Source organism: Brevibacterium aurantiacum (assembly GCF_900169065.1).
GTDB lineage: Bacteria > Actinomycetota > Actinomycetes > Actinomycetales > Brevibacteriaceae > Brevibacterium > Brevibacterium aurantiacum.
This window is the reverse complement of the sequence record NZ_FXZB01000001.1, coordinates 29,759-56,276: the sequence shown is the minus strand read 5'-3', so window position 1 is coordinate 56,276 and position 26,518 is coordinate 29,759. Positions and strand designations below refer to the sequence as shown.

Annotated in this window: 29 protein-coding genes; 17 read left to right on the top strand and 12 right to left on the bottom strand. The window is 63.7% G+C overall.

Translation table 11 applies throughout. The annotated features are described in order from the left end of the window. Nucleotides 1–20: 20 nt before the first annotated feature. Genes BAUR9175_RS00275 through tkt form a run of 3 tightly spaced genes read right to left on the bottom strand, consistent with a single transcriptional unit; the run spans nucleotide 21 to nucleotide 4,821 of the window. Complete coding sequence (locus BAUR9175_RS00275) at nucleotides 21–1,643, bottom strand: phosphoglucose isomerase-related protein (protein WP_009881370.1); 1,623 nt, start codon at nucleotides 1,641–1,643, stop codon at nucleotides 21–23. Further along, nucleotides 1,640–2,743, bottom strand: a complete 1,104-nt coding sequence (gene tal, locus BAUR9175_RS00270; protein WP_009881369.1) for a transaldolase — start codon at nucleotides 2,741–2,743, stop codon at nucleotides 1,640–1,642. The genes BAUR9175_RS00275 and tal overlap by 4 nt, the downstream gene beginning before the upstream one ends. Next, entirely contained in the window at nucleotides 2,740–4,821 is a 2,082-nt protein-coding gene (tkt, locus tag BAUR9175_RS00265) for a transketolase (RefSeq protein WP_009881368.1), read from the bottom strand. The genes tal and tkt overlap by 4 nt, the downstream gene beginning before the upstream one ends. Nucleotides 4,822–5,094: 273 nt before the next feature. Here tkt and BAUR9175_RS00260 point away from each other — a divergent pair, with 273 nt between their 5' ends. Next, entirely contained in the window at nucleotides 5,095–6,072 is a 978-nt protein-coding gene (locus BAUR9175_RS00260) for a heme o synthase (protein WP_009881367.1), read from the top strand. Between the two features lie 137 nt (nucleotides 6,073–6,209). On the opposite strand, the gene BAUR9175_RS00255 is transcribed toward BAUR9175_RS00260, so the two are convergent. From BAUR9175_RS00255 to BAUR9175_RS00240, 4 genes are read right to left on the bottom strand one after another with little or no spacing between them, the layout of a single operon-like run. Then, nucleotides 6,210–6,674 carry a VOC family protein gene (locus tag BAUR9175_RS00255; RefSeq protein WP_009881366.1) on the bottom strand — a complete coding sequence of 155 codons (465 nt, stop codon included), beginning with the start codon at nucleotides 6,672–6,674 and terminating at the stop codon, nucleotides 6,210–6,212. Then, the gene (locus tag BAUR9175_RS00250) at nucleotides 6,637–7,536 is read right to left on the bottom strand and encodes a COX15/CtaA family protein (RefSeq protein ID WP_009881365.1); all 900 of its coding nucleotides are present in this window, start codon (nucleotides 7,534–7,536) and stop codon (nucleotides 6,637–6,639) included. Before BAUR9175_RS00250 ends, BAUR9175_RS00255 begins: the two co-directional genes overlap by 38 nt. Nucleotides 7,537–7,544: 8 nt before the next feature. Next, complete coding sequence (locus BAUR9175_RS00245) at nucleotides 7,545–8,276, bottom strand: ABC transporter permease (RefSeq protein WP_226823534.1); 732 nt, start codon at nucleotides 8,274–8,276, stop codon at nucleotides 7,545–7,547. A gap of 32 nt (nucleotides 8,277–8,308) precedes the next feature. After that, on the bottom strand, nucleotides 8,309–9,235 hold the full coding sequence (locus BAUR9175_RS00240) for an ABC transporter ATP-binding protein (RefSeq protein ID WP_009881363.1): 927 nt from the start codon (nucleotides 9,233–9,235) through the stop codon (nucleotides 8,309–8,311). Between the two features lie 103 nt (nucleotides 9,236–9,338). Between BAUR9175_RS00240 and BAUR9175_RS00235 the strand changes: the two genes are divergently transcribed. From BAUR9175_RS00235 to BAUR9175_RS00190, 10 genes are all read left to right on the top strand, one after another. Then, nucleotides 9,339–10,058: a helix-turn-helix transcriptional regulator gene (locus BAUR9175_RS00235; RefSeq protein WP_101582608.1), complete on the top strand. Its 720-nt coding sequence runs from the start codon at nucleotides 9,339–9,341 to the stop codon at nucleotides 10,056–10,058. After that, complete coding sequence (gene sufB / locus BAUR9175_RS00230; protein WP_009881361.1) at nucleotides 10,055–11,485, top strand: Fe-S cluster assembly protein SufB; 1,431 nt, start codon at nucleotides 10,055–10,057, stop codon at nucleotides 11,483–11,485. Before BAUR9175_RS00235 ends, sufB begins: the two co-directional genes overlap by 4 nt. 34 nt (nucleotides 11,486–11,519) lie before the next feature. Further along, nucleotides 11,520–12,695, top strand: coding sequence for a Fe-S cluster assembly protein SufD (gene sufD / locus BAUR9175_RS00225; RefSeq protein WP_101582606.1), 1,176 nt, complete (start codon nucleotides 11,520–11,522; stop codon nucleotides 12,693–12,695). Then, entirely contained in the window at nucleotides 12,692–13,015 is a 324-nt protein-coding gene (locus BAUR9175_RS00220) for a non-heme iron oxygenase ferredoxin subunit (RefSeq protein WP_009881359.1), read from the top strand. Before sufD ends, BAUR9175_RS00220 begins: the two co-directional genes overlap by 4 nt. A 50-nt stretch (nucleotides 13,016–13,065) precedes the next feature. Next, the gene (sufC, locus tag BAUR9175_RS00215) at nucleotides 13,066–13,824 is read left to right on the top strand and encodes a Fe-S cluster assembly ATPase SufC (RefSeq protein WP_101582604.1); all 759 of its coding nucleotides are present in this window, start codon (nucleotides 13,066–13,068) and stop codon (nucleotides 13,822–13,824) included. Then, nucleotides 13,824–15,074, top strand: a complete 1,251-nt coding sequence (locus BAUR9175_RS00210) for a SufS family cysteine desulfurase (protein WP_009881357.1) — start codon at nucleotides 13,824–13,826, stop codon at nucleotides 15,072–15,074. The genes sufC and BAUR9175_RS00210 overlap by 1 nt, the downstream gene beginning before the upstream one ends. Before the next feature lie 10 nt (nucleotides 15,075–15,084). Further along, on the top strand, nucleotides 15,085–15,552 hold the full coding sequence (gene sufU / locus BAUR9175_RS00205; RefSeq protein ID WP_009881356.1) for a Fe-S cluster assembly sulfur transfer protein SufU: 468 nt from the start codon (nucleotides 15,085–15,087) through the stop codon (nucleotides 15,550–15,552). Nucleotides 15,553–15,554: 2 nt separating this feature from the next. After that, a complete protein-coding gene (locus tag BAUR9175_RS00200) occupies nucleotides 15,555–15,890 on the top strand; it encodes a metal-sulfur cluster assembly factor (protein ID WP_009881355.1) in 336 nt (111 codons plus the stop codon). Nucleotides 15,891–16,099: 209 nt separating this feature from the next. Next, nucleotides 16,100–16,789, top strand: a complete 690-nt coding sequence (locus BAUR9175_RS00195) for a ribonuclease H family protein (protein ID WP_096145584.1) — start codon at nucleotides 16,100–16,102, stop codon at nucleotides 16,787–16,789. Beyond that, nucleotides 16,786–18,384 (top strand): ABC-F family ATP-binding cassette domain-containing protein, encoded by a 1,599-nt coding sequence (locus BAUR9175_RS00190; protein ID WP_009881351.1) that lies wholly within the window; start codon nucleotides 16,786–16,788, stop codon nucleotides 18,382–18,384. Before BAUR9175_RS00195 ends, BAUR9175_RS00190 begins: the two co-directional genes overlap by 4 nt. A gap of 36 nt (nucleotides 18,385–18,420) precedes the next feature. Here BAUR9175_RS00190 and BAUR9175_RS00185 read toward each other — a convergent pair whose 3' ends face one another. From BAUR9175_RS00185 to BAUR9175_RS00175, 3 genes are read right to left on the bottom strand one after another with little or no spacing between them, the layout of a single operon-like run. Then, entirely contained in the window at nucleotides 18,421–19,323 is a 903-nt protein-coding gene (locus BAUR9175_RS00185) for an SURF1 family cytochrome oxidase biogenesis protein (protein WP_096145583.1), read from the bottom strand. Further along, nucleotides 19,323–19,535, bottom strand: coding sequence for a hypothetical protein (locus BAUR9175_RS00180; RefSeq protein ID WP_009881349.1), 213 nt, complete (start codon nucleotides 19,533–19,535; stop codon nucleotides 19,323–19,325). Before BAUR9175_RS00180 ends, BAUR9175_RS00185 begins: the two co-directional genes overlap by 1 nt. Then, nucleotides 19,532–19,981, bottom strand: a complete 450-nt coding sequence (locus tag BAUR9175_RS00175; protein WP_009881348.1) for a DUF3099 domain-containing protein — start codon at nucleotides 19,979–19,981, stop codon at nucleotides 19,532–19,534. The genes BAUR9175_RS00180 and BAUR9175_RS00175 overlap by 4 nt, the downstream gene beginning before the upstream one ends. A gap of 147 nt (nucleotides 19,982–20,128) precedes the next feature. On the opposite strand from BAUR9175_RS00175, the gene BAUR9175_RS00170 reads away from it, so the two are divergent. From BAUR9175_RS00170 to BAUR9175_RS00160, 3 genes are all read left to right on the top strand, one after another. Beyond that, nucleotides 20,129–20,839 carry a beta-ketoacyl-ACP reductase gene (locus tag BAUR9175_RS00170; protein WP_101582600.1) on the top strand — a complete coding sequence of 237 codons (711 nt, stop codon included), beginning with the start codon at nucleotides 20,129–20,131 and terminating at the stop codon, nucleotides 20,837–20,839. A 97-nt stretch (nucleotides 20,840–20,936) separates the two neighbouring features. Continuing rightward, nucleotides 20,937–21,695: an enoyl-ACP reductase FabI gene (gene fabI / locus BAUR9175_RS00165; protein ID WP_009881346.1), complete on the top strand. Its 759-nt coding sequence runs from the start codon at nucleotides 20,937–20,939 to the stop codon at nucleotides 21,693–21,695. Between the two features lie 42 nt (nucleotides 21,696–21,737). After that, entirely contained in the window at nucleotides 21,738–22,241 is a 504-nt protein-coding gene (locus BAUR9175_RS00160) for a SixA phosphatase family protein (protein ID WP_096177771.1), read from the top strand. A 91-nt stretch (nucleotides 22,242–22,332) separates the two neighbouring features. On the opposite strand, the gene serB is transcribed toward BAUR9175_RS00160, so the two are convergent. Beyond that, nucleotides 22,333–23,013 carry a phosphoserine phosphatase SerB gene (gene serB / locus BAUR9175_RS00155; protein ID WP_009881344.1) on the bottom strand — a complete coding sequence of 227 codons (681 nt, stop codon included), beginning with the start codon at nucleotides 23,011–23,013 and terminating at the stop codon, nucleotides 22,333–22,335. Beyond that, entirely contained in the window at nucleotides 23,010–23,744 is a 735-nt protein-coding gene (locus BAUR9175_RS00150) for a hypothetical protein (RefSeq protein WP_009881343.1), read from the bottom strand. The genes serB and BAUR9175_RS00150 overlap by 4 nt, the downstream gene beginning before the upstream one ends. A 44-nt stretch (nucleotides 23,745–23,788) precedes the next feature. On the opposite strand from BAUR9175_RS00150, the gene BAUR9175_RS00145 reads away from it, so the two are divergent. The 3 genes from BAUR9175_RS00145 to BAUR9175_RS00135 are packed head-to-tail and all read left to right on the top strand — an operon-like array spanning nucleotide 23,789 to nucleotide 26,434. Beyond that, nucleotides 23,789–24,574, top strand: coding sequence for an ABC transporter ATP-binding protein (locus BAUR9175_RS00145; RefSeq protein ID WP_069600222.1), 786 nt, complete (start codon nucleotides 23,789–23,791; stop codon nucleotides 24,572–24,574). A 20-nt stretch (nucleotides 24,575–24,594) separates the two neighbouring features. Next, nucleotides 24,595–25,407: a sulfite exporter TauE/SafE family protein gene (locus BAUR9175_RS00140; protein WP_009881341.1), complete on the top strand. Its 813-nt coding sequence runs from the start codon at nucleotides 24,595–24,597 to the stop codon at nucleotides 25,405–25,407. A 4-nt stretch (nucleotides 25,408–25,411) separates the two neighbouring features. Then, on the top strand, nucleotides 25,412–26,434 hold the full coding sequence (locus tag BAUR9175_RS00135) for a TrmH family RNA methyltransferase (RefSeq protein ID WP_096158758.1): 1,023 nt from the start codon (nucleotides 25,412–25,414) through the stop codon (nucleotides 26,432–26,434). Nucleotides 26,435–26,518: the final 84 nt, after the last annotated feature.

Below are 26,518 nucleotides of genomic sequence, written 5' to 3'. Positions count from 1 at the left end.
GTCGGTGAGACCGTCGTCAGTCAGTCGACACCGAAATGATGTTTCGGCTCGACAGCTGCGATCGCGCGACCCAGCTGCTCGAGGCCCTGTGCGCGGTCGAGCAGATGAACGCGGAGGACGGGACGGCCCTTCTCCTGCAATGCCGCGGCATCGCCGAGAGCCTGCGCCCGCTGCAGTTCGGTGAAGCCATAGTGGCGTCCGGGAACCAGCAGATCCGTCCGGGGATCCGCAGTGATCTGCAGATACACACCGTTGGGGTGGCCGCCTTTGTGGTACTGACCCGTCGAATGCAGGTACCGAGGCCCGAACCCGAATGTGGTCTGCACACCCGCATGCTGGGAGACCAGTGCGCGAAGGTCCTCGGCATGGGCGTCGGCGATGCGGTCGAGGAACGCCTGCACACCGACATAACCGTATTCATCGACCTGTGCAAAGAGTTCGCCGATGGCACCGACGAGGTCGGTGGCTTCGTCGAACTCGCCGAAGACTTCGATCTGCTCCTCGCGGAACGCCGGCTGCGCGGGTGCGCTCGACGAGCCCTGTGAGAGAGCCTGCCTGGCATGTGCCTTCGCCGACTCCACATCCGGCTGGTCGAAGGGGTCGACGCCGATGCTGTATCCGGCAATGGCAGTCGCGAACTCCCAGAACACGAACAGCTCGCCAAGGTCACCGTCGAGGTCGGAATCGAAGCCTGATGGCGCCGTGACGTCGGTGGCAGGACCCAGGGTGCACAGCATGGCGTCTGCTCGGGCATCAGAGAAGCCGACGTCGCCGGTTCCGTCGACAACGACGGGCAGGATTCCCTGGCCGTCCTTGCCCAGGGATTCGGCCACGAGCTGCTCGACCCATTTGCTCAATCCCGACAATGCGGGTGTGGTCTCCGCGAGCACGAGCTTCTCTGTCGCCCGGGCATGCCCGATGCCCAACCAGGTCCCGAACTGCAGGGCGGGATTGTCAGGTGCATCGGCTGCGAACCCGTCGACGGCCGCTGCCGCCGAGTCTGCGATCGCGCGGATGTCGACGCCTGCGAGACCTGCTGGGACGAGACCGAAGGCCGACAATGCGCTGTAGCGGCCTCCCACCGTCGGATCCGCGTGGAAGGTGGCCAGGAAGCCCTGCTCTGTGGCCAATTCGTCGAGTTCTGTACCCGGATCGGTGATCGCGATCAGGCGCGATGCGGGATCGATGCCCACCGATTCGAAGGCCGCGGAGAAGGCTCGGCGGATCGCATCCGTCTCGATCGTCGTTCCAGACTTGGACGCGACGATGAGCACGGTGTGGGACAGATCGGTCCCGATCGCCTCGGCGACCTGGTTAGGGTCGGTGGAGTCGACCACTTCGAGTCTGACTCCGGCGGCCTCGGCCATAACCTCAGGGGCCAGGGACGAACCGCCCATCCCGGTCAGGCTGATGGAACGCAGTCCCTGTGCCTCCAGCCGGGAGCGCAGAGATTCGATCTCGTCGACGAGCTGCGCAGCCCTCTGCGGCAGATCCACCCAGCCCATGCGCTGCACAGTATCCACGGCGTCGGTGAACAACGTGGAATCTTTGGCACCCAGGCGGGAGGGCACACGTGATTCGAGGAGGCGAGCTGCTTCGGCTTCGTAGTCCTCGGTGACCGGGACGCTGTGCTGCAGTCTCATGCCCGGTCCAATGCTGTGCGAATCGTCTCCTGCAGCTCCGCCCAGCTGACGTCGAACTTCTCAAGTCCCTGAGTCTCAAGCACGGTCATCACCTCCGCATAGTCGATTCCAAGCCGCGCCAAACGGTCGAAGACCTCATCGGCGGCCCGGTAGTTCTCCGGCGAGATCTCGGCAGTGACCTCGCCGTGATCGGCAAAAGCCTGCATCGTGGGTTCTGGCATCGTGTTCACGGTGTTCGCAGACACCAGCCCCGAGACATACATGGTGTCCGGGTAGTCGGGGTTCTTGACTCCGGTCGAAGCCCACAGCAGCCGCTGCGGTGTGGCACCGGCAAGCTCGAGGACCCGGAACCGCTCGGAGGTGAACAGCTGCGAATGGATCTCATGGGCCAGGACGCAGTTCGCGATGCCTGCACGGCCCTTGAGCTCAGCTCCAGCCGGATCATCGAGGCCATCCAAGCGTGCGTCGATTTCCGCGTCCACGCGAGAGACAAAGATCGAGGCCACCGACTTGATCTGGCTGAGGTCATGTCCCGCCGCTCGAGCCTTCTCCAGCCCCTGGAGGAACGCTTCGACGACGTGGCGGTAGCGAGTGAGCGAGAACACCAGGGTGACGTTGACGCTGATGCCCGCGGCGATCGTCTCAGAGATCGCACGCAGTCCGGCTTCGGTCGCCGGGATCTTGATCATCGCATTGGGTTCGCCGACTCGTTCCCACAGGGCCTTCGCCGCCGCGACTGTACCCTCGGCATCGTGTGCCAATGGGGGAGCGACCTCGATCGACACCCGCCCGTCGTCGCCGTTGGTGGCGTCATAGACGGGGCGGAAGAGTCGGGCGGCCGCTGCGACATCCGAGGTGGTCAGTGATTCGATCGCCTCATCGGCGGTGACCTTGTCGGCGCCGAGTTCGGCAAGCGTGGAGTCATAGCTGTCGGATCCGGCGATGGCATTGGCGAAGATCGTCGGATTCGTCGTCACTCCGGTGACGTTCGAGTCCTCGATGAGTCGTGCCAGATCACCGGACTCGAGGCGAGTCCGTGACAGATCATCGAGCCAGATGGAGACACCGTGCTCGCTCAGCTTCGTCAGATTGGTGCTCATGCGTCCGCCTTCGCCGCTGCGATCGATTCCTTGGCGGCAGTAACGACCGCGGCCGGGGTGATTCCGAACTTCTCATACAGGGTCGCGTAGTCGGCAGAGGCACCGAAGTGCTCGATCGACACGGCACGACCGGCATCGCCGAGGTACTTGTGCCAGCTCATCGCCGATGCGGCTTCGATGCTCACACGCGCCTTCAGGCCACGGGGGAGGACCGCTGCACGGTAGTCCGCGGGCTGCGCGTCGAACCACTCCTGGCACGGCATCGAGATGACGCGTGCAGCGGTGCCTGCGGCCTGCAGCTCCTCGGCAGCGGCGATCGCGATGGCGACCTCGGAACCGCTGGCGAGGATGGCGACCTCGGGCTCGTCGGCAGTGTCGAGGAGGACATAGCCGCCACGAGCAGCCTCGGAGGCGGGAGCGTACTTCTCACGGTCGAGGACCGGAACGGCCTGACGGGTGAGCACGAGCCCGCTGGGGCCGTCGGTGCGGTCGAGAACCTTGCGCCAGACGACCGAGGTCTCGTTCGCATCGGCAGGGCGGACCAGGTCGAGACCGGGAATCGCACGCAGTGCGGAGAGGTGCTCGATCGGCTGGTGGGTGGGTCCGTCTTCGCCGAGGCCGATCGAATCGTGAGTCCACACGAAGACGTTGGGCAGCTGCTGCAGGGCGGCCAGACGGATGGCTGGACGCTGGTAGTCGCTGAAGACGAGGAAGGTGCCGCTGTAGGGGCGAGTTCCGCCGTGGAGGGCGATGCCGTTGCCGATGAGTCCGGCAGAGAATTCGCGGACACCGAAGTGGATGTTGCGCCCGTACTCATTGCCGGAGAATGCGCCGGTCGAACGATGCTCGGGCAGGAAGCTCGGGTCGCCCTTGATCAGCGTGTTGTTCGAGCCTGCCAGGTCGGCCGAGCCGCCCCACAGCTCGGGCATGGTTGCGGCGATGGCATTGAGAACCTGTCCGGAGGCGGCGCGGGTCGCGATGCCCTTGTCGCTGGTTTCGAACACTGGGAACTGGTCGTCAAGATCTGCTGGCAGTTCGCGCTTGGCCAGACGATCGAAGAGCTCGGCATTGGCGGGGTTAGCCTCGCGCCACGCAGTGTAGGACTCGTCCCACTCGATGTGGGCGCTGCGACCGCGGTCCAGTGCTGAACGGGTGTGGTTGAGCACCTCGGCGGGAACCTCGAATTTCTGCTCGGGGTCGAAGCCGAGGATCTCCTTGGTTGCCTTGATCTCGTCGTCGCCGAGTGCGGAACCGTGCGAGCCGCCGGTGTTCTGCGCATTCGGAGCGGGCCAGGCGATGATCGTCGAGAGACGGATGAAGGACGGACGGGAATCTGCCTTCGCAGCCTCCATCGCTGCATGGAAAGCGTTCAGGTCTTCGTTGTATTCGTCACCGGCGCGGAAGTCGACGTGCTGGACGTGCCAGCCGTAGGCCGCATAGCGGGCGGCAGTGTCCTCGCTGAAGGCGATCGCGGTGTCATCTTCGATCGAGATCCGGTTATCGTCCCAGATGACGACCAGGTTCGACAGTTCCTGGGTTCCGGCCAAGGAGGAAGCCTCACCGGAGACGCCTTCTTCGAGGTCACCATCGGAGGCGAGAACCACAACGGAATGGTCGAAGGGAGAGGCGCCCGGAGCAGCCTCAGGGTCAAAGAGACCGCGTTCGCGACGGGAGGCCATGGCCATTCCCACCGCGGAGGCAAGCCCGGAGCCCAGTGGTCCCGTGGTGATCTCGACACCGGCGGTGTGTCCCACCTCGGGGTGGCCTGGAGTCAGAGAACCCCAGGTGCGCAGCGCCTTCAGATCGTCGAGCTCAAGACCGAAGCCCGAGAGGTAGAGCTGGACGTACTGGGTCAGTGAGCTGTGCCCACAGGAGAGAACGAAGCGATCACGGCCTGCCCAGGTCGGATCGGCGGGATCATGCTTGAGACCGTGCTGGTAGAGATAGTGAGCAACGGGAGCGAGACTCATCGCGGTTCCGGGGTGACCGTGTCCGGCCTTCTGCACTGCATCTGCGGCGAGGAGGCGGGCGGTGTCGACTGCGCGGTTGTCGAGTTCTGTCCAGGACAGGGAGTTCATGTCTTCGAGCGATCCTTCGTTCGTCTTAGAGGCGTGCACTCAAACTCTACCGTGCCGGGTGATAAACGCGAGGGGTGAGATCACCAACGCTGAGATCGCGACCGCAGTGGTGCTCAGCAGCGAGGTGGTGGTTCCTGTTTGCGGCGGTCGGCGGCATCATCTGGATCCCGCTGTTCCTTTCTGGTCCAGTGCTCCTTTCGGCTCCAGAATCGGACTCCGAAACGCATCCGCCACCGACTGGCAAAATATTCGACAGAGGGTAGAATCGAGTGCGTGAGTGAACTTCGTCAGAACCAGGACACGCAGAGTGAACGCCCTCTGCAGAGGGCAATCGACGAGGAGCGACTCTCAAAACGTCCCCGCTCGATCATCAGTGCCTACATTGCACTGACCAAGCCTCGAGTGATCGAACTCCTGCTGGTGACCACCGCTCCGGTGATGTTCCTCGCCGCGCAGGGAATGCCGAATATCTGGCTGGTCATCAACACGCTCATCGGCGGCGCGGCAGCTGCCGCCTCCGCTTCGGTGTTCAACTGCTATGTCGACCGTGACATCGACGCGAAGATGGAACGGACCAAGCACCGTCCGCTCGTGACTGGTGAGATCACGCCCCGGGCCGCACTCATCTTTGCCTTTGCCCTGGGCCTGGGATCGATCTTCTGGCTCGGCGGCACCACCAACTGGGTGACCGCCGGCCTCACCGCTTGTGCGATCCTGCTCTACGCGGTCTTCTACACGCTGATCCTCAAACGTCGCACCACGCAGAACATCGTCTGGGGCGGCGCCGCGGGCTGCATGCCCGTCCTCATCGGCTGGTCCGCTGTCACCGGCGGACTCGCATGGGAAGCGCTCCTCCTGTTCCTCGTAGTCTTCTTCTGGACCCCGCCGCACTACTGGCCGCTGGCGATCAAATACAAGGCCGACTATGACGCCGCAGACGTTCCGATGCTGCCGTCGAAGGTGCCGCCGACGAACGTCGGTCGCCAGATGATCGCGTACACCTGGGCCATGGTGCTGTGCTCGCTGGCACTCATTCCGCTTGCCCCCATGGGCCCCGTCTACACGGCTGTGGCTGTTCTCGCCGGCGCTTGGTTCCTGTTCTCCTGCTACGCCCTCGTCTCTCGGGCGAAGAAGGGTAAGAGCGGAACATCACTGAAGGCGATGAAGGTCTTCCACGGCTCGATCACCTACCTGTCGCTGCTCTTCCTCGCAGTCGCAATCGACCCGTTCGTTCTCCCCGGCTTCTGGTAAGTCGCTGCTCGTAAGCCCGGCCGAGTAACGGTTCTACAAATGCCAGCGGCGTATTCTGCCGCTGGCATTTGTATTTCCTCAGTTAGCGCGGCAGCAGAGGCCGCCCGCGCCAGCGTGCCCCACCCAGCGTGACTCAATCACCCGGCGTTGATGAGGTCCTCGATGACGATCTTCTTCATTCCCATCAGCGCCTTGATCTGCGCATCGCCGGTCATCAGCTCGCCCAGATTCGCGGGAACGATCTGCCAGCTCAGTCCGTACTTGTCCTTGAGCCAACCGCACTGTTCGGACTCGGGGACAGCGGACAGTGAGGTCCAGTAGTGGTCGATCTCGGCCTGATCAGCGCATTCGACCGTCAATGAGATCGCTTCGTTGAAGTGGAACATGGGGCCGCCGTCGAGGCAGATGAAACGGGTTCCGTCGAGGACGAAGACCCCGGTGATGACCTTCCCGCTCATTCCCTTGTAATGGGGATCCAGCGACTCATCGGGATAGCGTTCGATGGAGACGATGTGCGAGTTCGGGAAGACGGAGCAGTAGAACTCCATCGCCTCCTCGGCGTGATCAGTGAACCACAGGCTGGGCACGATCGGTGTTGGCATGGGTACTCCTCGAGTATGCGCTGTCCAGGACGGCAACGCTTGCCGCGATCGTAGCCGAGAGCCCGATCATATGGAATGCCACGAGGACGATCGGCACACCGGTGAAGTACTGGACATAGCCGATGAGACCCTGCGCGAGCTCGACGATGAGGAGCACGACGAGGGGCTTGACCATGACGCTGTGCCGCTTGATCGCGATGGAGAGGGCCACGATCGTGGCGATGACCATGAGCCAGACAGGGAAGGCATGCGCGCGGGTGATCCAGATGTTGTCCAGACCATTGCGTGTCGACATGGTCGAGCCCGAGTGCGGGCCGGCACCGGTGGTCAGCACACCGAAGAAGACGACGATCGCGGTGAGGACGAGGATGGTCCAGCCCAGCGCGGGCAGCGGAGACGGTGCTTTCTCACCGGTGCGAATGCCCGTGTCGTAGGTGCGGCGTACGAAGTAGGCGGCGACTCCCACCGCAATGGCGGAGGGGACGAAGTGCCCAGCCACGACCCAGGGGTTGAGCTTCGTCCACACGGTGATTCCGCCGACGATGGCTTGGACGGGCACGATGGCCAGCAGTCCGAGGTTGAGCCAGAACAGGTCGGGACGCTGCTTCCGCGACTTCCAGAGCATGAGGAAGATGACGACGCCGATCATGGCGAGAACCACCGCCAGCGTGCGGTTCCCGAATTCGATGAGGCCGTGAATGCCCATCTCCGGTGTCGTCACCAGGGAGTCCGGGGTGCATTTCGGCCAGTCGGTGCAGCCGAGGCCAGACCCAGTGAGCCTGACGATGCCACCGCTGAAGATGATGCCGGCCTGTGCGATGAGCATGACCCAGGCAGCGACGCGGATCTTCTTTGTGACCATTTCTCTCCTCATTCGAATCGGAACCACCTGCGTGCCGCAAGCGTTCCCAACAGCCCCCACACGAGGAGCACGATCAGTGCCTTGATATCGAAGCCAGCTCCGCCGACGGCCGCACGCATGGCATCGCCGAGAGCACCAGAAGGCAGATAGCCGACCACGGTGCCCCATTCTCCGGGATGTGCGATGACGAGCCCGCCCACGCCTGCCATGAGCACCCAGATCAGGTTGGCGCCGGCCAGAGTGGCCTCGGCGCGCACCGTTCCTGCCATGAGCAAGCCTAAGGACAGGAGTGCCGCGGTGCCAAGCAGTGTGGTCAGGATCAGTGCGAAGGCGTTGACGGGGCCATCGAAGCCCAGCCCCAGCGCGATGGCGAAGGCAAGTAGGAACTGGATGATGACGACGGTGATGACGGCGCCGAGCTTGCCGAGGATGAGTCCGTTGGCACCCAGCGGCGTCGTCGCCAACTGGCGCAGGACCCCATAGCGACGGTCGAAGGCCGTGGCGATCGCCTGCCCCGTGAACGCGGTCGATGCCAGGCAGAGACTCAGCGCACCGGGAAGTGCCACGGTCAGTGGGTCGGTGCCCTCCGGGACGAGGCCGAGGGCGCCCAGCAGCGGGGTCTTCGCGAGGAAGATGAGCATCCCCAGCGGCAGAATGAGGGAGAGCAGCAGCTGTTCGCCGTTGCGCAGGACCGAGATGGTCTCGAACTTCGTCTGCGCGATGACGCGCTTCGTTCTCATGCGAGGCATCTGGTTTGTCGGGGGCATCTGGTTCATCGCAGCGGCCTGCCCGTGAGTTCGAAGAACACGTCGGCCAGCGACTGCGAGTGCATGTCGATGTCTGTGATCGCCAGACCCGCCTCGGCGACGGCAGTGCACAGGGCCGCGATCTGGCCGCTGCTCAGGTCTCCGTCGATGACGAAGCCCGATCCCACCGCCGAGGTGGGGGCGATGGTGCTCATCGTGGAGCTGAGTTCGCGGTGTGTCTGGTCCAATGGACGATCGACGGTGATGACGAGTCGGCGGCCGGCGGGGGAGGCGTTGCGCAGATCTTCGGGCGCACCCTGGGCGATGATGCGTCCCCGATCGATGACGATGACCTCATCGGCAAGCTCCTCCGCCTCGGCGAGGTCATGGGTCGTCAGGACCACCGCCACCGAGGCGGCCGCGAGCTCACGGATGAAATCGTGGACGACCGCGCGTGCCTGCGGATCGAGACCGGCGCAGGGCTCATCGAGGAAGACCAGTCGCGGTCGGCCGATGAGTGCGGCGGCCAGGGCCACGCGCTGCTTCTGGCCGCCGGAGAGTCGGCGGATCGTGCGTGAGGCGAACTCATGGATGCCCAACGGCTCGGCGAGTTCGTCGATGGTCAGCGGATTGGGATACAGCGACGCCAGATGCCGCAGGACCTGGAGCGGCTTGGCGCTCATCGGCAGACCGCCGTCCTGGAGCATGACACCGGCAAGAAGGGAAGTCTGGTCGTGGCGGCGGTAAGGGTCGAGCCCGAAGATCTCGATCTGACCGGCATCCGGAGGCCTCGTGCCCACGGCCAGAGAGATCGTCGTCGACTTGCCTGCACCATTGGGGCCGAGCACACCGAGGATGGATCCGGTGGTGGCATCGAGGTCGATTCCGTCGACGACGTGGTGTGCGCCGTACGAGTAATGGAGACCACGAATGGTGAGGGCCGATTCTGACACCACACCATTCTACGACGCGTCGAATCGGCCCGTAGTTAGGCTCACCTAGTTTTACGAAACAAATTACGCAACAATAGTGTTGTGTTAGTCAAGGAGGTGGAGAATGGCTGCGAACGACACAGAAGATCGCCGTACCAGGGAGAAGGTATTTCGATCGGTGCTCGATGAAGGGCCGATCACTGCCTCGGCGTTGGCGAAAAGCCTCGACCTGACTCCCGCGGCGATTCGTCGTCACATGGATGCGCTGGAGACCGAGGGCCTCATCGAGGTCCGCGAGCTCGCCGGCAAGCAGGCAGGCCGTGGAAGACCGGCCAGGCATTACGTGGTCACCTCGCGTGGCCATGGGTCCGTCACCCACTCATATGACCAGCTGGCAGTCGATATCCTGCGGTTTATGAAGGACCGAGTCGGTCCCGAAGCCGTTGAGGAATTCACCGAGGACCTGGTCGCGAAACTCCGCGACAACCTCGGCGGGGAACTGGACCGACGGGGAGGCACCACAGTGGCTTCCCGCTCCCGGGGCCTGGCTGCGGCATTGACCAAGGAGGGTTACGCCGCTTCGGCGACACCGGTGGCGGCCGGAACCCCTCTCGAAGCGATGCAGCTGTGCCAAGAACATTGTCCGATCCAGGCAGTCGCCTCCGAGTTCCCCGAGATCTGTGAAGCAGAGCTCGCCATGTTCTCGGACTACCTGGGCGTCGATGTCCGCCGTCTGTCCTCATTGGCCCACGGCGACCACGTCTGCACCACCCACATTCCGACCTCGGAACTCACCAGACCACTCATCCACAGCAATGATCGACCTCAAGGAGGTTCACGATGACTGACACAGGCAATCGGATCATCGATGCGAATCCCGAGCTCAAAGACCTCGGACAGTACGCATACGGTTGGCACGACGGAAACGACGCCGGCGAGTTCGCCGCGCGCGGACTCTCGGAAGAAGTCGTCCGCAACATCTCGAAGTTGAAGGACGAGCCGGACTGGATGCTGCAGCGTCGACTCAAGGCGCTGAAGCTGTTCGAGAAGAAGCCGATGCCCAGCTGGGGTGCAGACCTCACGGGAATCCACTTCGACGACATCAAGTACTTCGTCCGCTCCACCGAGGGACAGGCCACCTCCTGGGAGGACCTGCCCGAGGACATCCGCAACACCTATGACAAGCTCGGCATCCCCGAGGCGGAGAAGCAGCGCCTCGTCGCCGGTGTCGCCGCTCAGTACGAGTCAGAGGTCGTCTACCACCAGATCAATGAAGAGCTCGAGAAGCAGGGCGTCATCTTCATGGACACCGACACCGGTCTGCGTGAGTACCCGGAGATCTTCGAAGAGTACTTCGGTTCGATCATTCCCTCCGGTGACAACAAGTTCTCAGCGCTGAACACCGCGGTCTGGTCCGGCGGCTCCTTCGTCTACGTCCCCAAGGGCGTCCACGTCGAGATCCCGCTGCAGGCCTACTTCCGCATCAACACCGAGAACATGGGCCAGTTCGAGCGCACCCTCATCATCGCCGACGAAGGCTCGTCGGTGCACTACGTCGAGGGCTGTACAGCACCGATCTACAAGACCGACTCGCTGCACTCGGCAGTCGTCGAGATCGTGGCCAAGAAGGATGCGAAGGTCCGTTACACGACCATCCAGAACTGGTCGAACAACGTCTACAACCTCGTCACCAAGCGTGCCATCGCCGAAGAGGGCGCTTCCATGGAATGGGTCGACGGCAACATCGGCTCCAAGGTCACCATGAAGTACCCGGCCATCTGGCTCACAGGGGAGCACGCCAGGGGAGAGACCCTGTCCGTGGCATTCGCCGGCGAGGGCCAGCACCAGGACACCGGTGCGAAGATGGTTCACGCCGCTCCGAACACCCACTCCTCGATCGTGTCGAAGTCCGTGGCCCGTGGCGGCGGACGTTCCGGCTACCGTGGACTCGTCCACGTGAACCCCGGAGCCAAGGGCTCGTCGAACAACGTCCTCTGTGACGCACTCCTGGTCGACAACATCTCCCGGTCGGACACGTACCCCTACATCGACATCCGCGAGGACGATGTGACTCTGGGTCACGAGGCCACCGTGTCCAAGGTCAGTGAGGATCAGCTCTTCTACCTCATGAGCCGCGGCATGGAAGAGACCGAGGCAATGGCGATGATCGTGCGCGGGTTCGTCGAACCGATCGCTCGCGAGCTGCCGATGGAATACGCCCTCGAGCTCAACCGCCTCATCGAAATCCAGATGGAAGGTGGCGTGGGCTGAGTCAGCCTGCCACCGTCTGCTAAAGGAGTTTTAAGTGACTGATACCACCAATCCGCTGGGCCTTGATGAGCACTCTCATGGCGCCGGCGTCCAGGTTCCCGATTCCAAGCGGGACGCACGTACACGCAGCTTCGATGTCGCCGACTTCCCCGTCCCACACGGACGCGAAGAGGAATGGCGCTTCTCCCCGGTGCGCAAGCTCAGTGATTTTTTCACCGATGCTGCCTCCGAGTCGAAGCTGACCACGAAGGGCGACCTGCCCGAGGGCATCTCCGTCGAGGAGATCTCGCTCGAGGCCGCTCAGGAACTGGGCATCCTCGAACCCGAGGACCGGGCCGCAGTCGTGGCCGCCAACCGCGCCTCGACCGTGACCCACTACTCGGTTCCGGCCAACACCGAACTGAGCGGTGCCGCAATCATCCACGCTGACGGCACCGGCGACGACATCTCCCACGGACATGTCGTCGTCTCGGTCGGCGCGAACGCGAAGGCGACCGTCGTCATCGAGCACGAAGGTCTGGCCCGGCATTCCGAGCTGGTCTCCCTCGTGGTCGGAGACGGCGCCGACGTGACCTTCGTGTCCCTGCAGCTCTGGGACGACGCGTCACAGCACCTGGGCCAGCACGACGCGATCGTGGGCAAGGATGCGAAGCTTAAGCACATCGCCATCAGCCTCGGTGGAGACATCGTGCGCCTGAACACGAACGTGCGCTACTCCGCAGCCGGGGGAGAGGCCGAACTGCTCGGACTCTACTTCGCCGATGCCGGACAGCACTTCGAGCACCGCACCTACATCGACCACAACACGCCGAAGGCCACGTCGAACGTCCACTACAAGGGCGCTCTTCAGGGCAAGGACGCACGCAGCGTCTGGATCGGCGACGTGCTCATCCGCCCCGAAGCTCTCGACATCGACACTTACGAGCTCAACCGCAACCTCATCCTCAGCGATGGTGCGCGTGCCGACTCGGTGCCGAACCTCGAGATCGAGACCGGCGACATCGCCGGTGCGGGACACGCCTCCTCGACCGGACGCTTCGATGAGGAGCACCTGTTCTACCTGATGAGCCGCGGCATCCCCGAGGAAGTCGCCCGTCAGCTCGTGGTCCGCGGATTCTTCAACGAAGTGATCCAGCAGATCCAGGTCCCCGAGATCGAAGAGGTCCTCAACGAGCGAATCGAGGAAGAACTCTCCCGGAGCGTTCTGTGACCATGATCGACGTTGCGGCCGCCGACGAGGTGGCCGCGGGAGCGACGATGCGCATCGAAGTCGACAACTTCGAGATCTGCATCGCCCGCGACTCCGATGGCACGATCCACGCCGTCGACGATCTCTGCACTCACGGCGAAGTATCGCTGGCCGAGGGCGAAGTGGAAGGATGCGCCATCGAATGCTGGCTGCACGGCTCCCAGTTCGATCTCACCTCCGGCAAGCCGCTGAGCCCACCGGCCTTCGAACCGATCGCAGTCTATGACTGCAAGGAGATCGCCGGCCGCATCCTGATTGACCCGAGCACAGTGCTCAATTGACCAGCACGCTCAACTGATCACCACGCTTACCTGAACTGAAAAGGATTGACATGTCCACTCTGAAAATCACTGACCTGCACGTCAGCGTCAACACCGAAACCGGTCCCAAGCCGATCCTCAACGGCATCAACCTGGAGATCAACTCCAACGAGACCCACGCCATCATGGGCCCCAACGGCTCCGGCAAGTCCACCCTGGCCTACTCCCTGGCCGGTCACCCGAAGTACCAGGTGACCTCGGGCACCGTCACCCTCGACGGTGAAGACGTCCTCGCGATGTCCGTCGACGAGCGTGCCAAGGCAGGCGTGTTCCTGGCCATGCAGTACCCAGTCGAGGTTCCCGGCGTGACCGTGACGAACTTCCTGCGTTCGGCTAAGACCGCAATCGACGGCGAAGCTCCGAAGCTGCGTCACTGGACCAAGGACCTCAAGTCCGCGATGGAGAACCTCCGCGTGGATCCCGAGTTCGCCAGCCGCAACGTCAACGAAGGATTCTCCGGCGGTGAGAAGAAGCGCCACGAGATCCTCCAGATGGAGATGCTCAAGCCCAAGTTCTCGGTCCTCGACGAGACCGACTCCGGCCTCGACGTCGATGCCCTGCGAATCGTGTCCGAGGGCATCAACCGGGTCCGCGAGACGACCAATGTCGGCGTTCTCCTCATCACGCACTACACGCGTATCCTCAGCTACGTCAAGCCTGACCACGTGCACGTGATCATCAAGGGCAAGGTCGCTGAAGAAGGCGGACCGGAACTGGCCGAACGCCTCGAGAACGAAGGCTACGACCGCTTCCTGCAAGCACCGGCCTGATGTTCGCTCGACTTCGGAACGACTTCCCGATCCTGGACACCAGGGTCGGGGAGTCGCCTCTGAGCTATCTTGACTCGGGCGCGACTTCGCAGAAGCCGCAGTGTGTCATCGACACATTCACCGAGTACTACTCGCAGCGCAACGCCGCTGTCCATCGCGGGGCGCATTCGCTCGCGGTGATGGCCACCGACGCGTTCGAGGCCGGCCGGGAAGCTGTGGCCAACCTCGTCGGCGGAACACCGGAACAGGTGTGCTGGACGAAGAACGCCACCGAGGCCCTCAACGTGGTCGCGCTCGGCATCGACCGAGCCAGCCACGGCTTCGGCGGGGAATCCGCGCAGCGCTTCAACCTCGGGTCCGGCGATTCGATCGTCGTGACCGAGATGGAGCACCACGCGAACCTCGTGCCCTGGCAGCAGTTGGCGCACTCGACCGGCGCCACGCTCCGGTGGATTCCCGTCACTGATTCCGGTGAGCTCGACCTCAGTGATCTGGACACCATCGTCGATGAGACCACGAAGGTCTTCGCCTTCACCCATGTCTCCAACGTGCTCGGCACCATCAACCCGGTCGACACACTCGTCGCCCGAGCTCGAGAGGTCGGCGCCCTCGTCGTCCTCGACGCGTGCCAATCGGTCCCGCACATGCCCGTGAACTTCGTTGACCTCGATGTCGACTTCGCGGCCTTCTCCGCGCACAAGGCACTGGGGCCCACCGGCCTCGGCACCCTGTGGGGCAAGTCGGAGCTGCTCAATGCACTGCCCCCGGTCCTGACCGGCGGATCCATGATCACCACGGTGACCATGGAGGATTCAGAGTTCATGGACGCACCACAGCGCTTCGAGGCCGGAACCCAGCCCGTGGCCGAGGTTGCGGCGTTCACCACCGCGGTCAACTACCTCGCCGAGGTGGGCCTGGACAAAATCTTCGACCATGAGCGAGACCTCACCCGAGTTCTCCTCGACGGAATCGCAGAGATTCCCGGCATCACCGTGCTCGGCTCGGCCGAGGACCGGATCGGCACCGTGGCCTTCGACGTCGACGGCGTCCACGCCCACGATGTCGGCCAGTATCTTGATTCCCAGGGCGTCGCGGTCCGGGTCGGTCACCACTGTGCTCAGCCGCTGCACCGGCGTTTCGGCGTCACCGCCACAACCCGGGCGAGCACCTACCTGTACAACAACACCGAGGACTGTGAGCGGTTCCTGACCGCTCTGGCCGAGGTACGTCCCTTCTTCGGCGTTCAGTGAGGTCTCGGTCATGAGCACACAGATGCAGCAGCTCTACCAACAGGTCATCCTCGACCACTCGCGGGAACGGATCGGCAACGCTGATCTGCTCGGAGACATGGCCGCGGGGCCGCACGGCTCCTCGCACCAGATCAATCCCACGTGTGGGGACGAGATCGAACTCGAAACCGAGTTGGGCAGCGACGGCAGCATCGTCGTGCGCTGGACCGGCGACGGGTGCTCGATCTCGATGGCCTCGGCTTCGGTTCTGTCCGAGCTCGCCGAGGAGAACACGCTCGAGGGCATGCTCGATGTCGAAGCGAAGTTCCACGAACTCATGCACTCCCGTGGGACAATGGCAGGGGACGAGGAAATACTCGGCGACGCCGCGGCGTTCTCCGGAGTGTCGAAGTTCCCGGCCAGGATCAAGTGCGCACTCCTGTCCTGGGTGGCGTTCAAGGATGCACTCAACCAAGCCCAAACGTCTCTGAAGGAGTAAGAATGCCCGAAGTGATAGACGCACCGCAGAATGCAAGCATCGACGAGGTGCGCGAAGCGATGATGGATGTCGTCGACCCTGAGCTCGGCGTCAACATCGTCGATCTCGGACTCGTCTACGGCCTCTCAGTCGAAGACGACGGAACCGCCGTCGTCGAAATGACGCTGACCTCAGCGGCCTGCCCGCTGACCGACGTCATCGAGGACCAGACGGCTCAGTGCCTCGAAGGCATCGTGCCGGCCTACCGGATCAACTGGGTCTGGATGCCGCCATGGGGTCCGGAGAAGATCACAGACGACGGTCGCGAACAGATGCGCGCCCTCGGCTTCAACATCTGATCTTCGTCACCTGAGACGTCCCCGCGGGGACGTCGCACCCTCACCTCGCCGAGGTGGGAGCATCGATTCCGGTGCCCCCACCTCGGCGATGTTCGTGAGTACCTGTGTACCGGTCCCGAGCCGGCAGGGGTTGTGCAGATCACCCGCCCTGAACGCGGGGGCACGGGCTCGGCATGAAAGAATGAAGACCGACTTTCCTAGGAGAACCATTGACGATCATCGCGGCCGCAGACGGGTCAGCCCTCGGCAACCCCGGACCCGCCGGCTGGGCTTGGTATGTCGACGATGACTGCTGGCACGCCGGCGGATGGAAAGAATCGACGAACAACCGCGGTGAGCTCATGGCCGTCCTCGACCTGCTGAACTCCACAGCCGACGCCGGTGAGGACCTCAAGGTCTTCTGCGACTCCAAGTACGTCATCAACGCCCTGACGAAGTGGATGCCCGGCTGGAAGCGCAAGGGATGGAAGAAGGCTGACGGCAAGGACGTCCTCAACAAGGATCTCCTCGAACAGCTCGACTCTGCGCTGAAGGGCCGTGAGGTCGAATTCGAATGGGTCAAGGGCCACAGCAATCATGCGATGAACGAGGCCGCCGACGATCGCGCCCGGGCCGCCGCGACCGCCTATCAGAAGAACTCCACGGTTCCCTCCGGGCCCGGATACGTCCCCGCGGGGACGTCGGAGTCGGTCACCGCGCCCTCAGCCGAAGACGATCTGGTTGCAGAAGAGGCTCCGGTCGCAGGTACAGCACCCGTCGCAGACGAGGCCACGACCTTGGTCTCCTGTCGCGTCCCCACTCACATCGCAGACGAACTCGTCTCCCGGGCACAGGCTCAGGGAATCCACCCGCAAGAATTCTTGGCCGACATCATCGGTCGCAGTTTGGAGAATGAATGATTCAGGCATCCGACCTCGAAGTCAACGTCGGCGCCCGTACGCTGATGTCCGAGGTCTCCTTCCGTGTCGACAAGGGCGACCGTGTCGGCCTCGTCGGACGCAACGGTGCGGGCAAGACCACCCTGACGAAGGTGATCATGGGAGGGCACAGCGCCGCGAAGGGCAGTGTCTCCGTGTCGGGATCGGTGGGCTACCTGCCGCAGGATCCCCGCAGCGGCGACCCGCAGGCCACCGGTATGGAGCGCATCCTCTCCGCTCGCGAGCTCGACGTCCTCGTCAAGCGTCTGCGCAAGGCCGAGCACCAGATGGCCTCTCCCGATGAGAACGTTTCGATGAAGGCCATCGACCGCTACCCGCGCATCGAAGCCGAATTCATGGCAGCAGGAGGCTATTCGGCCGAGTCCGAGGCCTACGCCATCGCAGCCAACCTCGGCCTTGACGAAGATCTCATCAATCAGGAGATCGGCACCCTCTCCGGTGGTCAGCGGCGCCGCGTGGAACTGGCCCGAATCCTGTTCTCGGCACCTGACACCATGATCCTCGACGAGCCGACGAACCACCTCGACGCCGAGTCCGTGCTGTGGCTGCGCGACTACCTCAAGGGCTACTCCGGTGGGCTCATCATCATCAGTCACGACCTCGATCTCATCGATGAAGTCGTCAACAAGGTGTTCTTCCTCGACGCGACCCGCCAGACCATCGACATCTACTCGATGGGCTACCGCCTCTACCTCAAGCAGCGTGAAGACGATGAGCGTCGTCGCCGTCGTGAGCGCGCCAATGCTGAGAAGAAGGCCTCGGCACTGACCGCCCAGGCCAACAAGATGATGGCCAAGGCCACGAAGACTGTCGCCGCCCAGCAGATGGCCAAACGCGCCGAACGTCTGCTGTCGGGCCTCGACGCCGAACGCAGCTCCGAGAAGGTCGCGAACCTGCGATTCCCGGCCCCGGCAGACTGCGGACGCGTGCCGTTGACAGCAGAGGGACTCTCACGCAGCTTCGGCTCGACCGAGGTGTTCACCGGCGTCGACCTGGCCATCGACAAGGGCTCTCGCGTTGTCATCCTCGGCTACAACGGTGCCGGTAAGACCACCCTGCTGCGCCTGCTGGCCGGCCTCGACGAACCAGACTCGGGTGAGGTCGTGCCCGGCTTCGGGCTCAAGCTCGGCTACTACGCGCAGGAACACGAAACGCTCGATCTCGAACGCAGCGTGTTGGAGAACATGAAGCGCAACTCGCCGCACCTTGATGACACCGCGGTGCGCAATGTGCTCGGTTCGTTCCTGTTCTCCGGCGATGACGTCCACAAACCCTCGAAGGTGCTCTCCGGTGGCGAGAAGACTCGTCTGGCTCTGGCCACACTCGTGGTCTCCAGCGCCAACGTCCTCCTCCTCGACGAGCCGACGAACAACCTCGACCCGGCCTCGCGTGAGGAGATCCTCTCGGCCATTCGCCGCTATGAGGGTGCCATCATCCTCGTCACCCACGATGAGGGAGCCGTCTCCGCACTCGATCCTGATCGTGTGCTGCTGCTGCCCGACGGTGACGAAGACCTGTGGAACGACACCTACCTGGACCTCGTCACGCTGGCCTGAGGCTCGACCGCTGGCTCAGCTGTGCCGGAAGCGTGCTCAGCTGTGCCTGAAGCGGTCCTCGATGTACTCGTCTTCTTCGGCCTCGGCACGACCGTGCACGCTGGCTGATCTCAATCGGTTGCGGCCGTAGCGGTTGCCGGGCTGCGAGATCTTCGCACCCGCGCCCAGCGCCGCCTTGTCGATCACGACGTACTCGACGTCACCGGTGACCTTCTCGGCAGCCTCGTCGTCGGCTCGTCGCTCACGCCTGGCTGAGATCGACACGGCGATGATGATCATGATGCCGAAGGTGAACCACTGGAGCATGTAGGACAGATGGTTGCCCGGGTCGAGGTCGGGCGCAGGCAGGGGAGTCAGCCCGGACTCATCGGGCAGGCCGTTTCCGGTGTGGACGGCTTCGGCGTAGACATTGTCATAGGCCGAGTCCATGCCGGGGATGCGGGCAGGATCGATGGCCTTGATCAGCCCATCGGGATTCTTATCCTCGGATCCGTCCTGCGCCGGCTGGAGGCGGGCGTTGATGGTCTGCTCACCTGACGGGGCCGGCGGTACCTCGTCGGGTTCCGCGACCCAGCCTCTGACGATCGCGATCGTGTCACCCGAGGTGAGCTCAAACGGGACGACGACGTAGTAGCCGACCTTGTCATTGACCGTGCGGTTGCGGGCGAAGACGGTATCGGATGTCTGGTAGTGCCCGGTCAGCGAGACCTGGCGCCATTCGTCCTCTTCATCGAGCGTTGCCGAGGTGGACGGCAGGATGCTGTCGATGTCGACCGGAGTCGCGGAATAGTTCGCGTTGATCGTGTCGATCTCGTGTTCACGCTGCTCGCGACGATCCTTCTGCCACAGGGCGAGGAAGATGCAGGCAATGACGACGATGATCGTCATCGCGATGTATTTCAGCCACCGTGGGCTGAAGAGGAAGGAATAGCGTGCCATCAACCCGCGTCCTCCGGGATGTCGTCGATGGCGACGTCGCTTTGGTAGAAGCTGCGCAGGGTGAGGAACTCGCGCAGATAGTCGAGATGTTCATCACAGGCCAGCCAGGTCTTACGGCGTTTGGGCATGTGCAGTCTCGGGTTGTTCCACAGGATTGCCCGCGTGGCGTCTGCCCGGCATCCCTTCGCCGAGCACGGGAGCTTCTCGGTCATGCACGATCACCTCGAGTCGGGTCAGTGGGGTCGGCGCTGCCGTCAGCAGACGCAGTGCTGTCAGTGTCGTCGGTGACCGAGCCGTCTGCTTCCCCGGAAACGGTCTCCCCAGGAACGGTGTCACCGGAGATCGTGTCTCCAGAGATCGTGTCTCCGGTGGCCGGCGGCAGCTCGGGCATGGGCGCGTTGTCGATCAAGGCGTTGTCAGAATTGCTGGAGCGTTCCCGGCCGGCATTGGCGAAGATCACGGCGGGGTAGGGGAGGAGCACAGCACCGCCGACGCAGACCCACATCAGCACATGCAGATCCGCCCGGAACATGAAGTAGGCCGCCACGAAGCAGAACGTGCGAATCGCCATGGTGATCGAATATTTGATGATCCGCGACTTCATGTCGTCATCAAGGGCAGTGTCTGCCGTGGTGATCTGCTGCGGGTGCTTGGACATATCCTTCTTCGCTCGATTTCTCCTACAAAATCATACTCTTCGTTTGTGTGAGTCGTATCGACGCCCGCCGGTTCACGATAGGTTAGTGGCGGTAGGTTTGATCCCCATCGTGGATCAATCTGTATTGTCCACCAACAGGAGAGATTCGTGTCAGAACCACGCATAGTCCTCGTGACCGGAGGAAACCGCGGAATCGGTCGCACCATCGCCGAGGAATTCCTCACCCAGGGCGACAAGGTAGCCGTGACTTCCCGCAACGGTGACGCACCCGAAGGCGCACTGGCCGTCTCCGCAGATGTCACCGACACCGATTCACTCGATCGTGCCTTCGCAGAGATCGAGGAGAAGCTGGGCCCCGTCGAGGTGGTTGTGGCCAACGCCGGCATCACCCGAGACAATCTGCTCATGCGGATGAGCGATGACGAGTTCGAAGCCGTCGTCGACACCAACCTCACAGGCACCTTCCGCACCGTCAAGCGCGCCATCACCGGCATGATCCGAGCGAAGAAGGGCCGCATCGTGCTCATCTCCTCGGTGTCCGGGCTCTACGGAGTCCCCGGTCAGGCGAACTATTCGGCCTCGAAGGCCGGACTCGTCGGCTTCGCCCGCTCGGTCACCCGTGAACTCGGCTCACGCGGCATCACCGCCAACGTCGTCGCTCCCGGCTTCATCCGCACCGACATGACGGATGAACTGCCCGAGAAGCAGCAGAAGGAATACCTCGCGACGATCCCCGCGAAGCGATTCGCCGAGGCGACCGAGGTCGCAAAGGTCGTCCGCTGGGTGTCCTCGGACGAGGCCGCCTACATCTCCGGTGCCGTCATTCCCGTCGACGGTGGGCTGGGGATGGGGCACTGAGCCCCGCCAACATCTAGACTTCACACCAAGGGCGTCGGCTCCATAGCCGTCGACGACAACGATTTCACCCACGTTTGAACAGTTTGAAAGGACCACAATGGGAATTCTTGACGGAAAGCGCATCCTCGTCACCGGCGTTCTGACCGAGGCCTCCATCGCCTTCGCAGCAGCCCGCATCGCTCAGGAGCAGGGTGCCGAAGTCATCCTCTCCAGCTTCGGCCGCCAGATGAAGATCACCCAGGTGATCGCCGAACGCCTGCCCGAGACCCCGAAGGTCATCGAACTCGATGCCACCAACGAAGACGACCTGGCCGCACTGCCTGAGCGCCTCGAAGGCAACATCGACGGCATCGTCCACGCCATCGCCTTCGCCCCCAAGGACGCACTCGGCGGCGTGTTCCTCGACACCCCCTGGGACTCCGTGTCCGCAGCGATCCACGTCTCGGCGTTCTCGCTCAAGGCCATCACCGTGGCCGCGAAGCCCGTGCTCAACAAGGGTGCCGGAGTCGTCGGCCTGACCTTCGACGCCACCATCTCCTGGCCGGTCTACGACTGGATGGGCGTGGCCAAGGCCGCCTTCGAGTCCACGGCTCGCTACCTCGCGAAGTACGTCGGCGAAGACGGAGTCCGCGTCAACCTCGTCTCGGCCGGACCGCTGAAGACCACCGCCGCCACCTCGATTCCCGGATTCGGGACCCTCGAAGACATGTGGGGCGACCGCGCACCGCTGGGATGGGACCAGAAGGACACCACCCCGGCAGGCAAGGCGATCGTCGCCCTGCTCTCGGACTGGTTCCCCGCCACCACCGGCGAGATGATCCACGTCGACGGCGGATTCCACTCCACCGGCGCCTGAACCGGACCACCCGACACCCACACTGATCCGGAGAACACGACGATGCCTGTGCTCATTCTCGCCCGCCATGCGAAGGCCGAGGCCGAAGGCCCAACGGACTTCGAACGCTCGTTGAACGCCAAGGGCCTGACTCAGGCTGTTGAGGCCGGAGCCGAAATCGCCGAGCGCTGGTCACCTGACGTGGCCATCGCCTCGGCGGCTCGGCGCACCGTCCAGACCGGGCAGGCCGTGGTCGAAGCCGTCAACCGGAACAACGGGGAACCCGAAACCGGTACCGGCCTCGAACTGCGCCAGGACGAGTCCCTCTACAACGGGGGAGTCGAGGACTGGATCGACGCGATCAACTCGATCCCGGCCGATTCCCAGTGCGCCTATATCGTGGGCCACCAGCCCACCGTCGCCGAGGTGGTCGGTCACCTCAGCAGCTCATCGGCGGTCCCGGACGAGTTCCGTCCCTCCTCGCTCGCAGTCTTCACACTTGAGAGCTGGGACATCGAACCCGGGAATTATCCGGAGCCCGAGCTGCGGGTCTTCCTCGGCGTCTGAACGCCATAGCCAAGAGAGAACTCAGGCGTCTGAACAAGGTTCAGGCGCCTGAGTTCTATTCACGCGTGGTGAGGTTCACGCATGGTGAGGCTCACACCTGTGCGCGTGTTTCGATGAGGGTGAGCACCTCTCGCAGATCACGATTCGTCACCGCGGCGTCAGCGGCGGCGACAAGTGCCGGTTTGGCACAGAAGGCCACACCCAGACCAGCGGCCTGGATCATTCCGATGTCGTTGGCTCCATCGCCGACAGCCACGGTCCGGGCCGGATCACAGTCGTACTTGGGGATTAGCTGCGAGAAGATCTCGGCCTTCGCACTGGGATCGATGACACGACCGCTCGTGACACCGGTGAGCAGTCCATCGTGGGAGTCGAGACCATTGGCAAAGACCTCGGTGATGCCCATCGCCTCCGCGACAGGAGCGATGATCTGAGTGAAGCCACCGGAGACCAACGCCACGACGCCGCCACCGGACTGGACTGCGGCAACCAGCTCGCGGGCACCCTGCGTCAACGTGATCTGAGCACGCACCTCATCGAGGACGGAGACCGGCAATCCCTTGAGCAGCGCCACGCGCTCGGCCAGGGAAGCGGCGAAGTCCAACTGGCCGGCCATGGCCCGTTCGGTGATGTCGGCGACCTGAGCGCCCACCTCGGCGTGGACGGCGATGAGGTCGATGACCTCCTCGTTGATGAACGTCGAATCCACGTCCATGACGAGGAGCTGGATCGAATTGCCTGGCATCGGGGCTGCGGAGTCTGAGTCATTCACCCCTTCATCGTAGCGACAGCCATGATGTAGTCGGCGGCCGCGGGGTGCAGGCGCGAGAGCAGATCACCGAAGGCCGGCGGTGCGACCGTGGCCGGAGCCAACACGGTGCGCATCCGTTCATGAATGTCCAGGGCGGCATAGATGGCCCGGGCATCGGCGACGGAGGGGATGAGCCGTGAAATCGGGTGGCTGGTGCTCAGCTCCTCCTGCCAGTCCCGCCATGGACCCTCGCGCCAGTCGGCGGGAACCTCGATGGACTCGATGAGGTTGAGCCCCTCCATCACAAGGAGCCGGAGTCGGCGCAGCGCCTCGGCGGGGGTTCCCACCGTGACCGGGCGAAAGACCGTGTCCCGGCAGGCGATGACCTCGACGTTGGCCTCGGCGCCGAGGAGGACCACTCCCACCTGGTGCGACCCCGAGTGGAGGACGATCGGAGCCGTGTGCCGACCGACCCTGAGCCGGTCGGCCTTGTCCACCGGTGGGGTCGTATGCGGCAGGGACGGGTGGTGCAGAGCCAAGCGCGCGTGCGTGATACCGGCGGCCTTCGCCTCGGCGGTGAAGAGCAGCAGACCCGTCGGCGGTGAGGTGCCGAAGACGTCGTCGGCGACGATGAGAGGGACATCACGATCGTCATCGAGGAAGGCAGCACTGACCTCGTCAGGGGCGAGGCTGGAGTGCAGGCGATGGTTCATCGCCAGGGTCAGCAGCAGTGAGTCAGTAGTCAAGTCCATGTCGAACCAGAATAGACGCCGAGCCTGCGATAGAGTTGGCTGATATGAGTGATGTCCTGACTTTGGATTCAGTTTCCGTGCGCCGAGGAGCCAATTTCCTCCTCCAAGATTTCTCCCTGACCGTCTCCGAGGGTGAGCATTGGGCCGTTCTCGGACCCAACGGCGCCGGCAAGACGACGTTGCTGGAAATGGCCGCCGGGCGAATGCACCCGACAACGGGCACCGTCGGAATCTTAGAAGAGCGCCTCGGCCGCGTCGACGTGTTCGAACTGCGTCCGCGCATCGGCTATGCCTCGACCGCGTTGGCCAACCGCATCCCTCTGTCCGAGGCCGTGCTCGACACCGTGCTGACTGCCGCCTACGGCGTCACCGGTCGCTGGGTCGAGGAATACGAAACCGATGACACTGACCGAGCCAAGGACCTCCTCGGCGCGTTCAACATCTCCCACCTGGCCGATCGCACCTTCGGCACCCTGTCCGAGGGCGAGCGCAAGCGGGTGCAGATCGCCCGTGCGCTGATGACGGATCCGGAGCTGCTGCTCCTCGACGAACCCGCCTCCGGACTCGACCTGGGCGGTCGTGAGGAGCTGCTGGCTGCGCTGACGGAGATTCTGTCCTCGAAGTGGGCTCCAGCGACGATCATGGTCACCCATCACGTCGAGGAGATCCCTGTGGGCATCACCCACGTGCTGCTTCTGGCCGAGGGCACCGATCTTGCCGCCGGTCCCATCGATGAGACGCTGACGGCCGACAACCTCTCGGCGACCTTCGGCATCGACGTCAAGCTCACCCGCGACGGGCAGCGGTTCCACGCCCGATCCCAGTACTGAGCATGGACCCAGTTCTCGGAATGGAACTGTGGCAGATCGCGCTGATCGTCCTCGCAGGAATCGGCGCCGGCGGAATCAACGCCGTCGTCGGCTCCGGCACCCTCATCACCTTCCCGGTGCTCGTCGCCTTCGGCGTGCCCCCGGTCGTGTCGACGATGAGCAACGCGGTCGGCCTCATCCCCGGCAACATCGCCTCGTCCTTCGGCTACCGCGAGGAGCTCAAGGGCCAATGGCGGAGGATCCTCGGCTTCGTGCCGGCCTCCATCCTGGGGTCGCTGACCGGCGCCTATCTGCTTCTCCACCTGCCAGAAGATGCCTTCGAGACGATCGTGCCAGTCCTCCTCGTCGTCGCCCTCGTCATGGTCGTGGCCCAGCCGGCGCTGTCACGTCATCTCAAGAGCCGAGCGGTGCGCCGTGCCGAAAAGGCAGGCAAAGAGCATGTGGCGGCCTCGGCTGGCGATAAACTCTCCACCGGCCGCTATGTTCTCGTTCTCCTCGCCGTCTTCCTCACCGCGATCTACGGCGGCTACTTCGCCGCGGCTCAGGGCATCATCCTCATCGCCCTGCTCGGACTGCTCCTGCCCGATGACCTGCAGCGGCTCAACGGACTGAAGAACGTCCTCGTCTTGGTCGTCAACACGGTCTCGGCGAGCACCTACATCATCGTCGGCCACGACCGGATCAACTGGATCGCCGTCATCTGCATCGCCATCGGCTCACTCATCGGCGGCTACTTCGGGGCCCGCGTGGGCCGCAAGTTCTCGCCCGTCCTGCTGCGCACCATCATCGTCATCCTCGGCCTCGTCGCCATCTGGCGAATCCTCACACTGTGATCGCATGAACACACCCGCCAAGGCACCACTGACAAGGCAGCAGGTCATCGACCGTGCGGCCGAGCTCGGCATCACCGCCGACCGCCTGCGGTTCTTCGACGAGGAGACGATCAACGGCGAAGGCGGCGGCAGCGCCGTCGACGAGGTCGAGTTCAGTGTCTCGGCCACCGAACTGTATGACTACACCCAGCTGACGGATGTCGCCCTGCGCAGCGTCCGGGAACCAGCCGAGGGTCTGTTCATCGCCGAGTCCTCGAAGATCATCCGCCGCGCCCACGCCGCAGGCATGGTTCCCCGGTCCTACCTGACCAGCCCGAAGTGGCTCTTCGACTTAGCCGACCTCATCGCCGCCTACGATGCACCGATCTTCATCGGCACCGACGCTGCTGTCGAAGCGCTGACCGGCTTCCACCTGCACCGAGGTGCTCTGGCGGCCATGCATCGCCCGGCGATGGACGATGTCTCCCAGCTCGTGGCCAAGGCCAGACGCATCGTCGTCATCGAAGACGTCGTCGACCATACGAACGTGTGTGGTCCCAAACTACCCCGTCCGGAAACCACAGCTGACCTGAGTAGACGCAGTCGGGTCGCGGTCCTGGAGGGCCTCGTTGACCATACCAACGTCGGCAGTGCCTTCCGCAATGCTGCTGCTCTGGGCCTCGACGCTGTGCTGGTATCGCCGACCTGCGCTGACCCGCTCTACCGACGCGCGGTGCGGGTCTCGATGGGCACGGTCTTCCAAGTGCCGTGGACACGGATACCCGATTGGACAAAGGGCATCGCGGAGCTCAAAGCGGCTGGCTACATCGTGGCCGGGATGACGTTGGGGGAAGGCGCGATCACCCTCGACGAGCTGGTGGCCGAGGACCACGAGAAGCTCGCTCTCGTGTTCGGCACCGAAGGCCACGGCATCACCCCGGAGACGGACGCACTGCTCGATCGCCGGGTCACGATCCCGATGATGGGCGGAGTCGACTCGTTGAACGTGACGGCAGCAGCAGCCGTGGCGTTCTACGCGACGCGCTGATGATGGCTGGAATCCCGAGTGTCAGTCGTGCCCGATATCGTGAGAGCAAACCACCCAACACCGTGATTGCGCAGTGGCGCGGAG

Coding starts and splice junctions, on each gene's coding strand:
- tal (WP_009881369.1), bottom strand. CDS start 2,743: ATGAGCACCAATCTGACGAAGCTGAGCGAGCACGGTGTCTCCATCTGG.
- BAUR9175_RS00175 (WP_009881348.1), bottom strand. CDS start 19,981: ATGTCCAAGCACCCGCAGCAGATCACCACGGCAGACACTGCCCTTGAT.
- BAUR9175_RS00210 (WP_009881357.1), top strand. CDS start 13,824: ATGTTCGCTCGACTTCGGAACGACTTCCCGATCCTGGACACCAGGGTC.
- BAUR9175_RS00150 (WP_009881343.1), bottom strand. CDS start 23,744: ATGGACTTGACTACTGACTCACTGCTGCTGACCCTGGCGATGAACCAT.
- BAUR9175_RS00180 (WP_009881349.1), bottom strand. CDS start 19,535: ATGACCGAGAAGCTCCCGTGCTCGGCGAAGGGATGCCGGGCAGACGCC.
- BAUR9175_RS00135 (WP_096158758.1), top strand. CDS start 25,412: ATGAACACACCCGCCAAGGCACCACTGACAAGGCAGCAGGTCATCGAC.
- sufC (WP_101582604.1), top strand. CDS start 13,066: ATGTCCACTCTGAAAATCACTGACCTGCACGTCAGCGTCAACACCGAA.
- BAUR9175_RS00275 (WP_009881370.1), bottom strand. CDS start 1,643: ATGAGACTGCAGCACAGCGTCCCGGTCACCGAGGACTACGAAGCCGAA.
- BAUR9175_RS00200 (WP_009881355.1), top strand. CDS start 15,555: ATGCCCGAAGTGATAGACGCACCGCAGAATGCAAGCATCGACGAGGTG.
- BAUR9175_RS00160 (WP_096177771.1), top strand. CDS start 21,738: ATGCCTGTGCTCATTCTCGCCCGCCATGCGAAGGCCGAGGCCGAAGGC.
- BAUR9175_RS00245 (WP_226823534.1), bottom strand. CDS start 8,276: ATGAGAACGAAGCGCGTCATCGCGCAGACGAAGTTCGAGACCATCTCG.
- sufU (WP_009881356.1), top strand. CDS start 15,085: ATGAGCACACAGATGCAGCAGCTCTACCAACAGGTCATCCTCGACCAC.
- BAUR9175_RS00185 (WP_096145583.1), bottom strand. CDS start 19,323: ATGGCACGCTATTCCTTCCTCTTCAGCCCACGGTGGCTGAAATACATC.
- BAUR9175_RS00250 (WP_009881365.1), bottom strand. CDS start 7,536: ATGGTCACAAAGAAGATCCGCGTCGCTGCCTGGGTCATGCTCATCGCA.
- BAUR9175_RS00235 (WP_101582608.1), top strand. CDS start 9,339: ATGGCTGCGAACGACACAGAAGATCGCCGTACCAGGGAGAAGGTATTT.
- BAUR9175_RS00145 (WP_069600222.1), top strand. CDS start 23,789: ATGAGTGATGTCCTGACTTTGGATTCAGTTTCCGTGCGCCGAGGAGCC.
- fabI (WP_009881346.1), top strand. CDS start 20,937: ATGGGAATTCTTGACGGAAAGCGCATCCTCGTCACCGGCGTTCTGACC.
- sufB (WP_009881361.1), top strand. CDS start 10,055: ATGACTGACACAGGCAATCGGATCATCGATGCGAATCCCGAGCTCAAA.
- BAUR9175_RS00255 (WP_009881366.1), bottom strand. CDS start 6,674: ATGCCAACACCGATCGTGCCCAGCCTGTGGTTCACTGATCACGCCGAG.
- BAUR9175_RS00190 (WP_009881351.1), top strand. CDS start 16,786: ATGATTCAGGCATCCGACCTCGAAGTCAACGTCGGCGCCCGTACGCTG.
- tkt (WP_009881368.1), bottom strand. CDS start 4,821: ATGAACTCCCTGTCCTGGACAGAACTCGACAACCGCGCAGTCGACACC.
- BAUR9175_RS00140 (WP_009881341.1), top strand. CDS start 24,595: ATGGAACTGTGGCAGATCGCGCTGATCGTCCTCGCAGGAATCGGCGCC.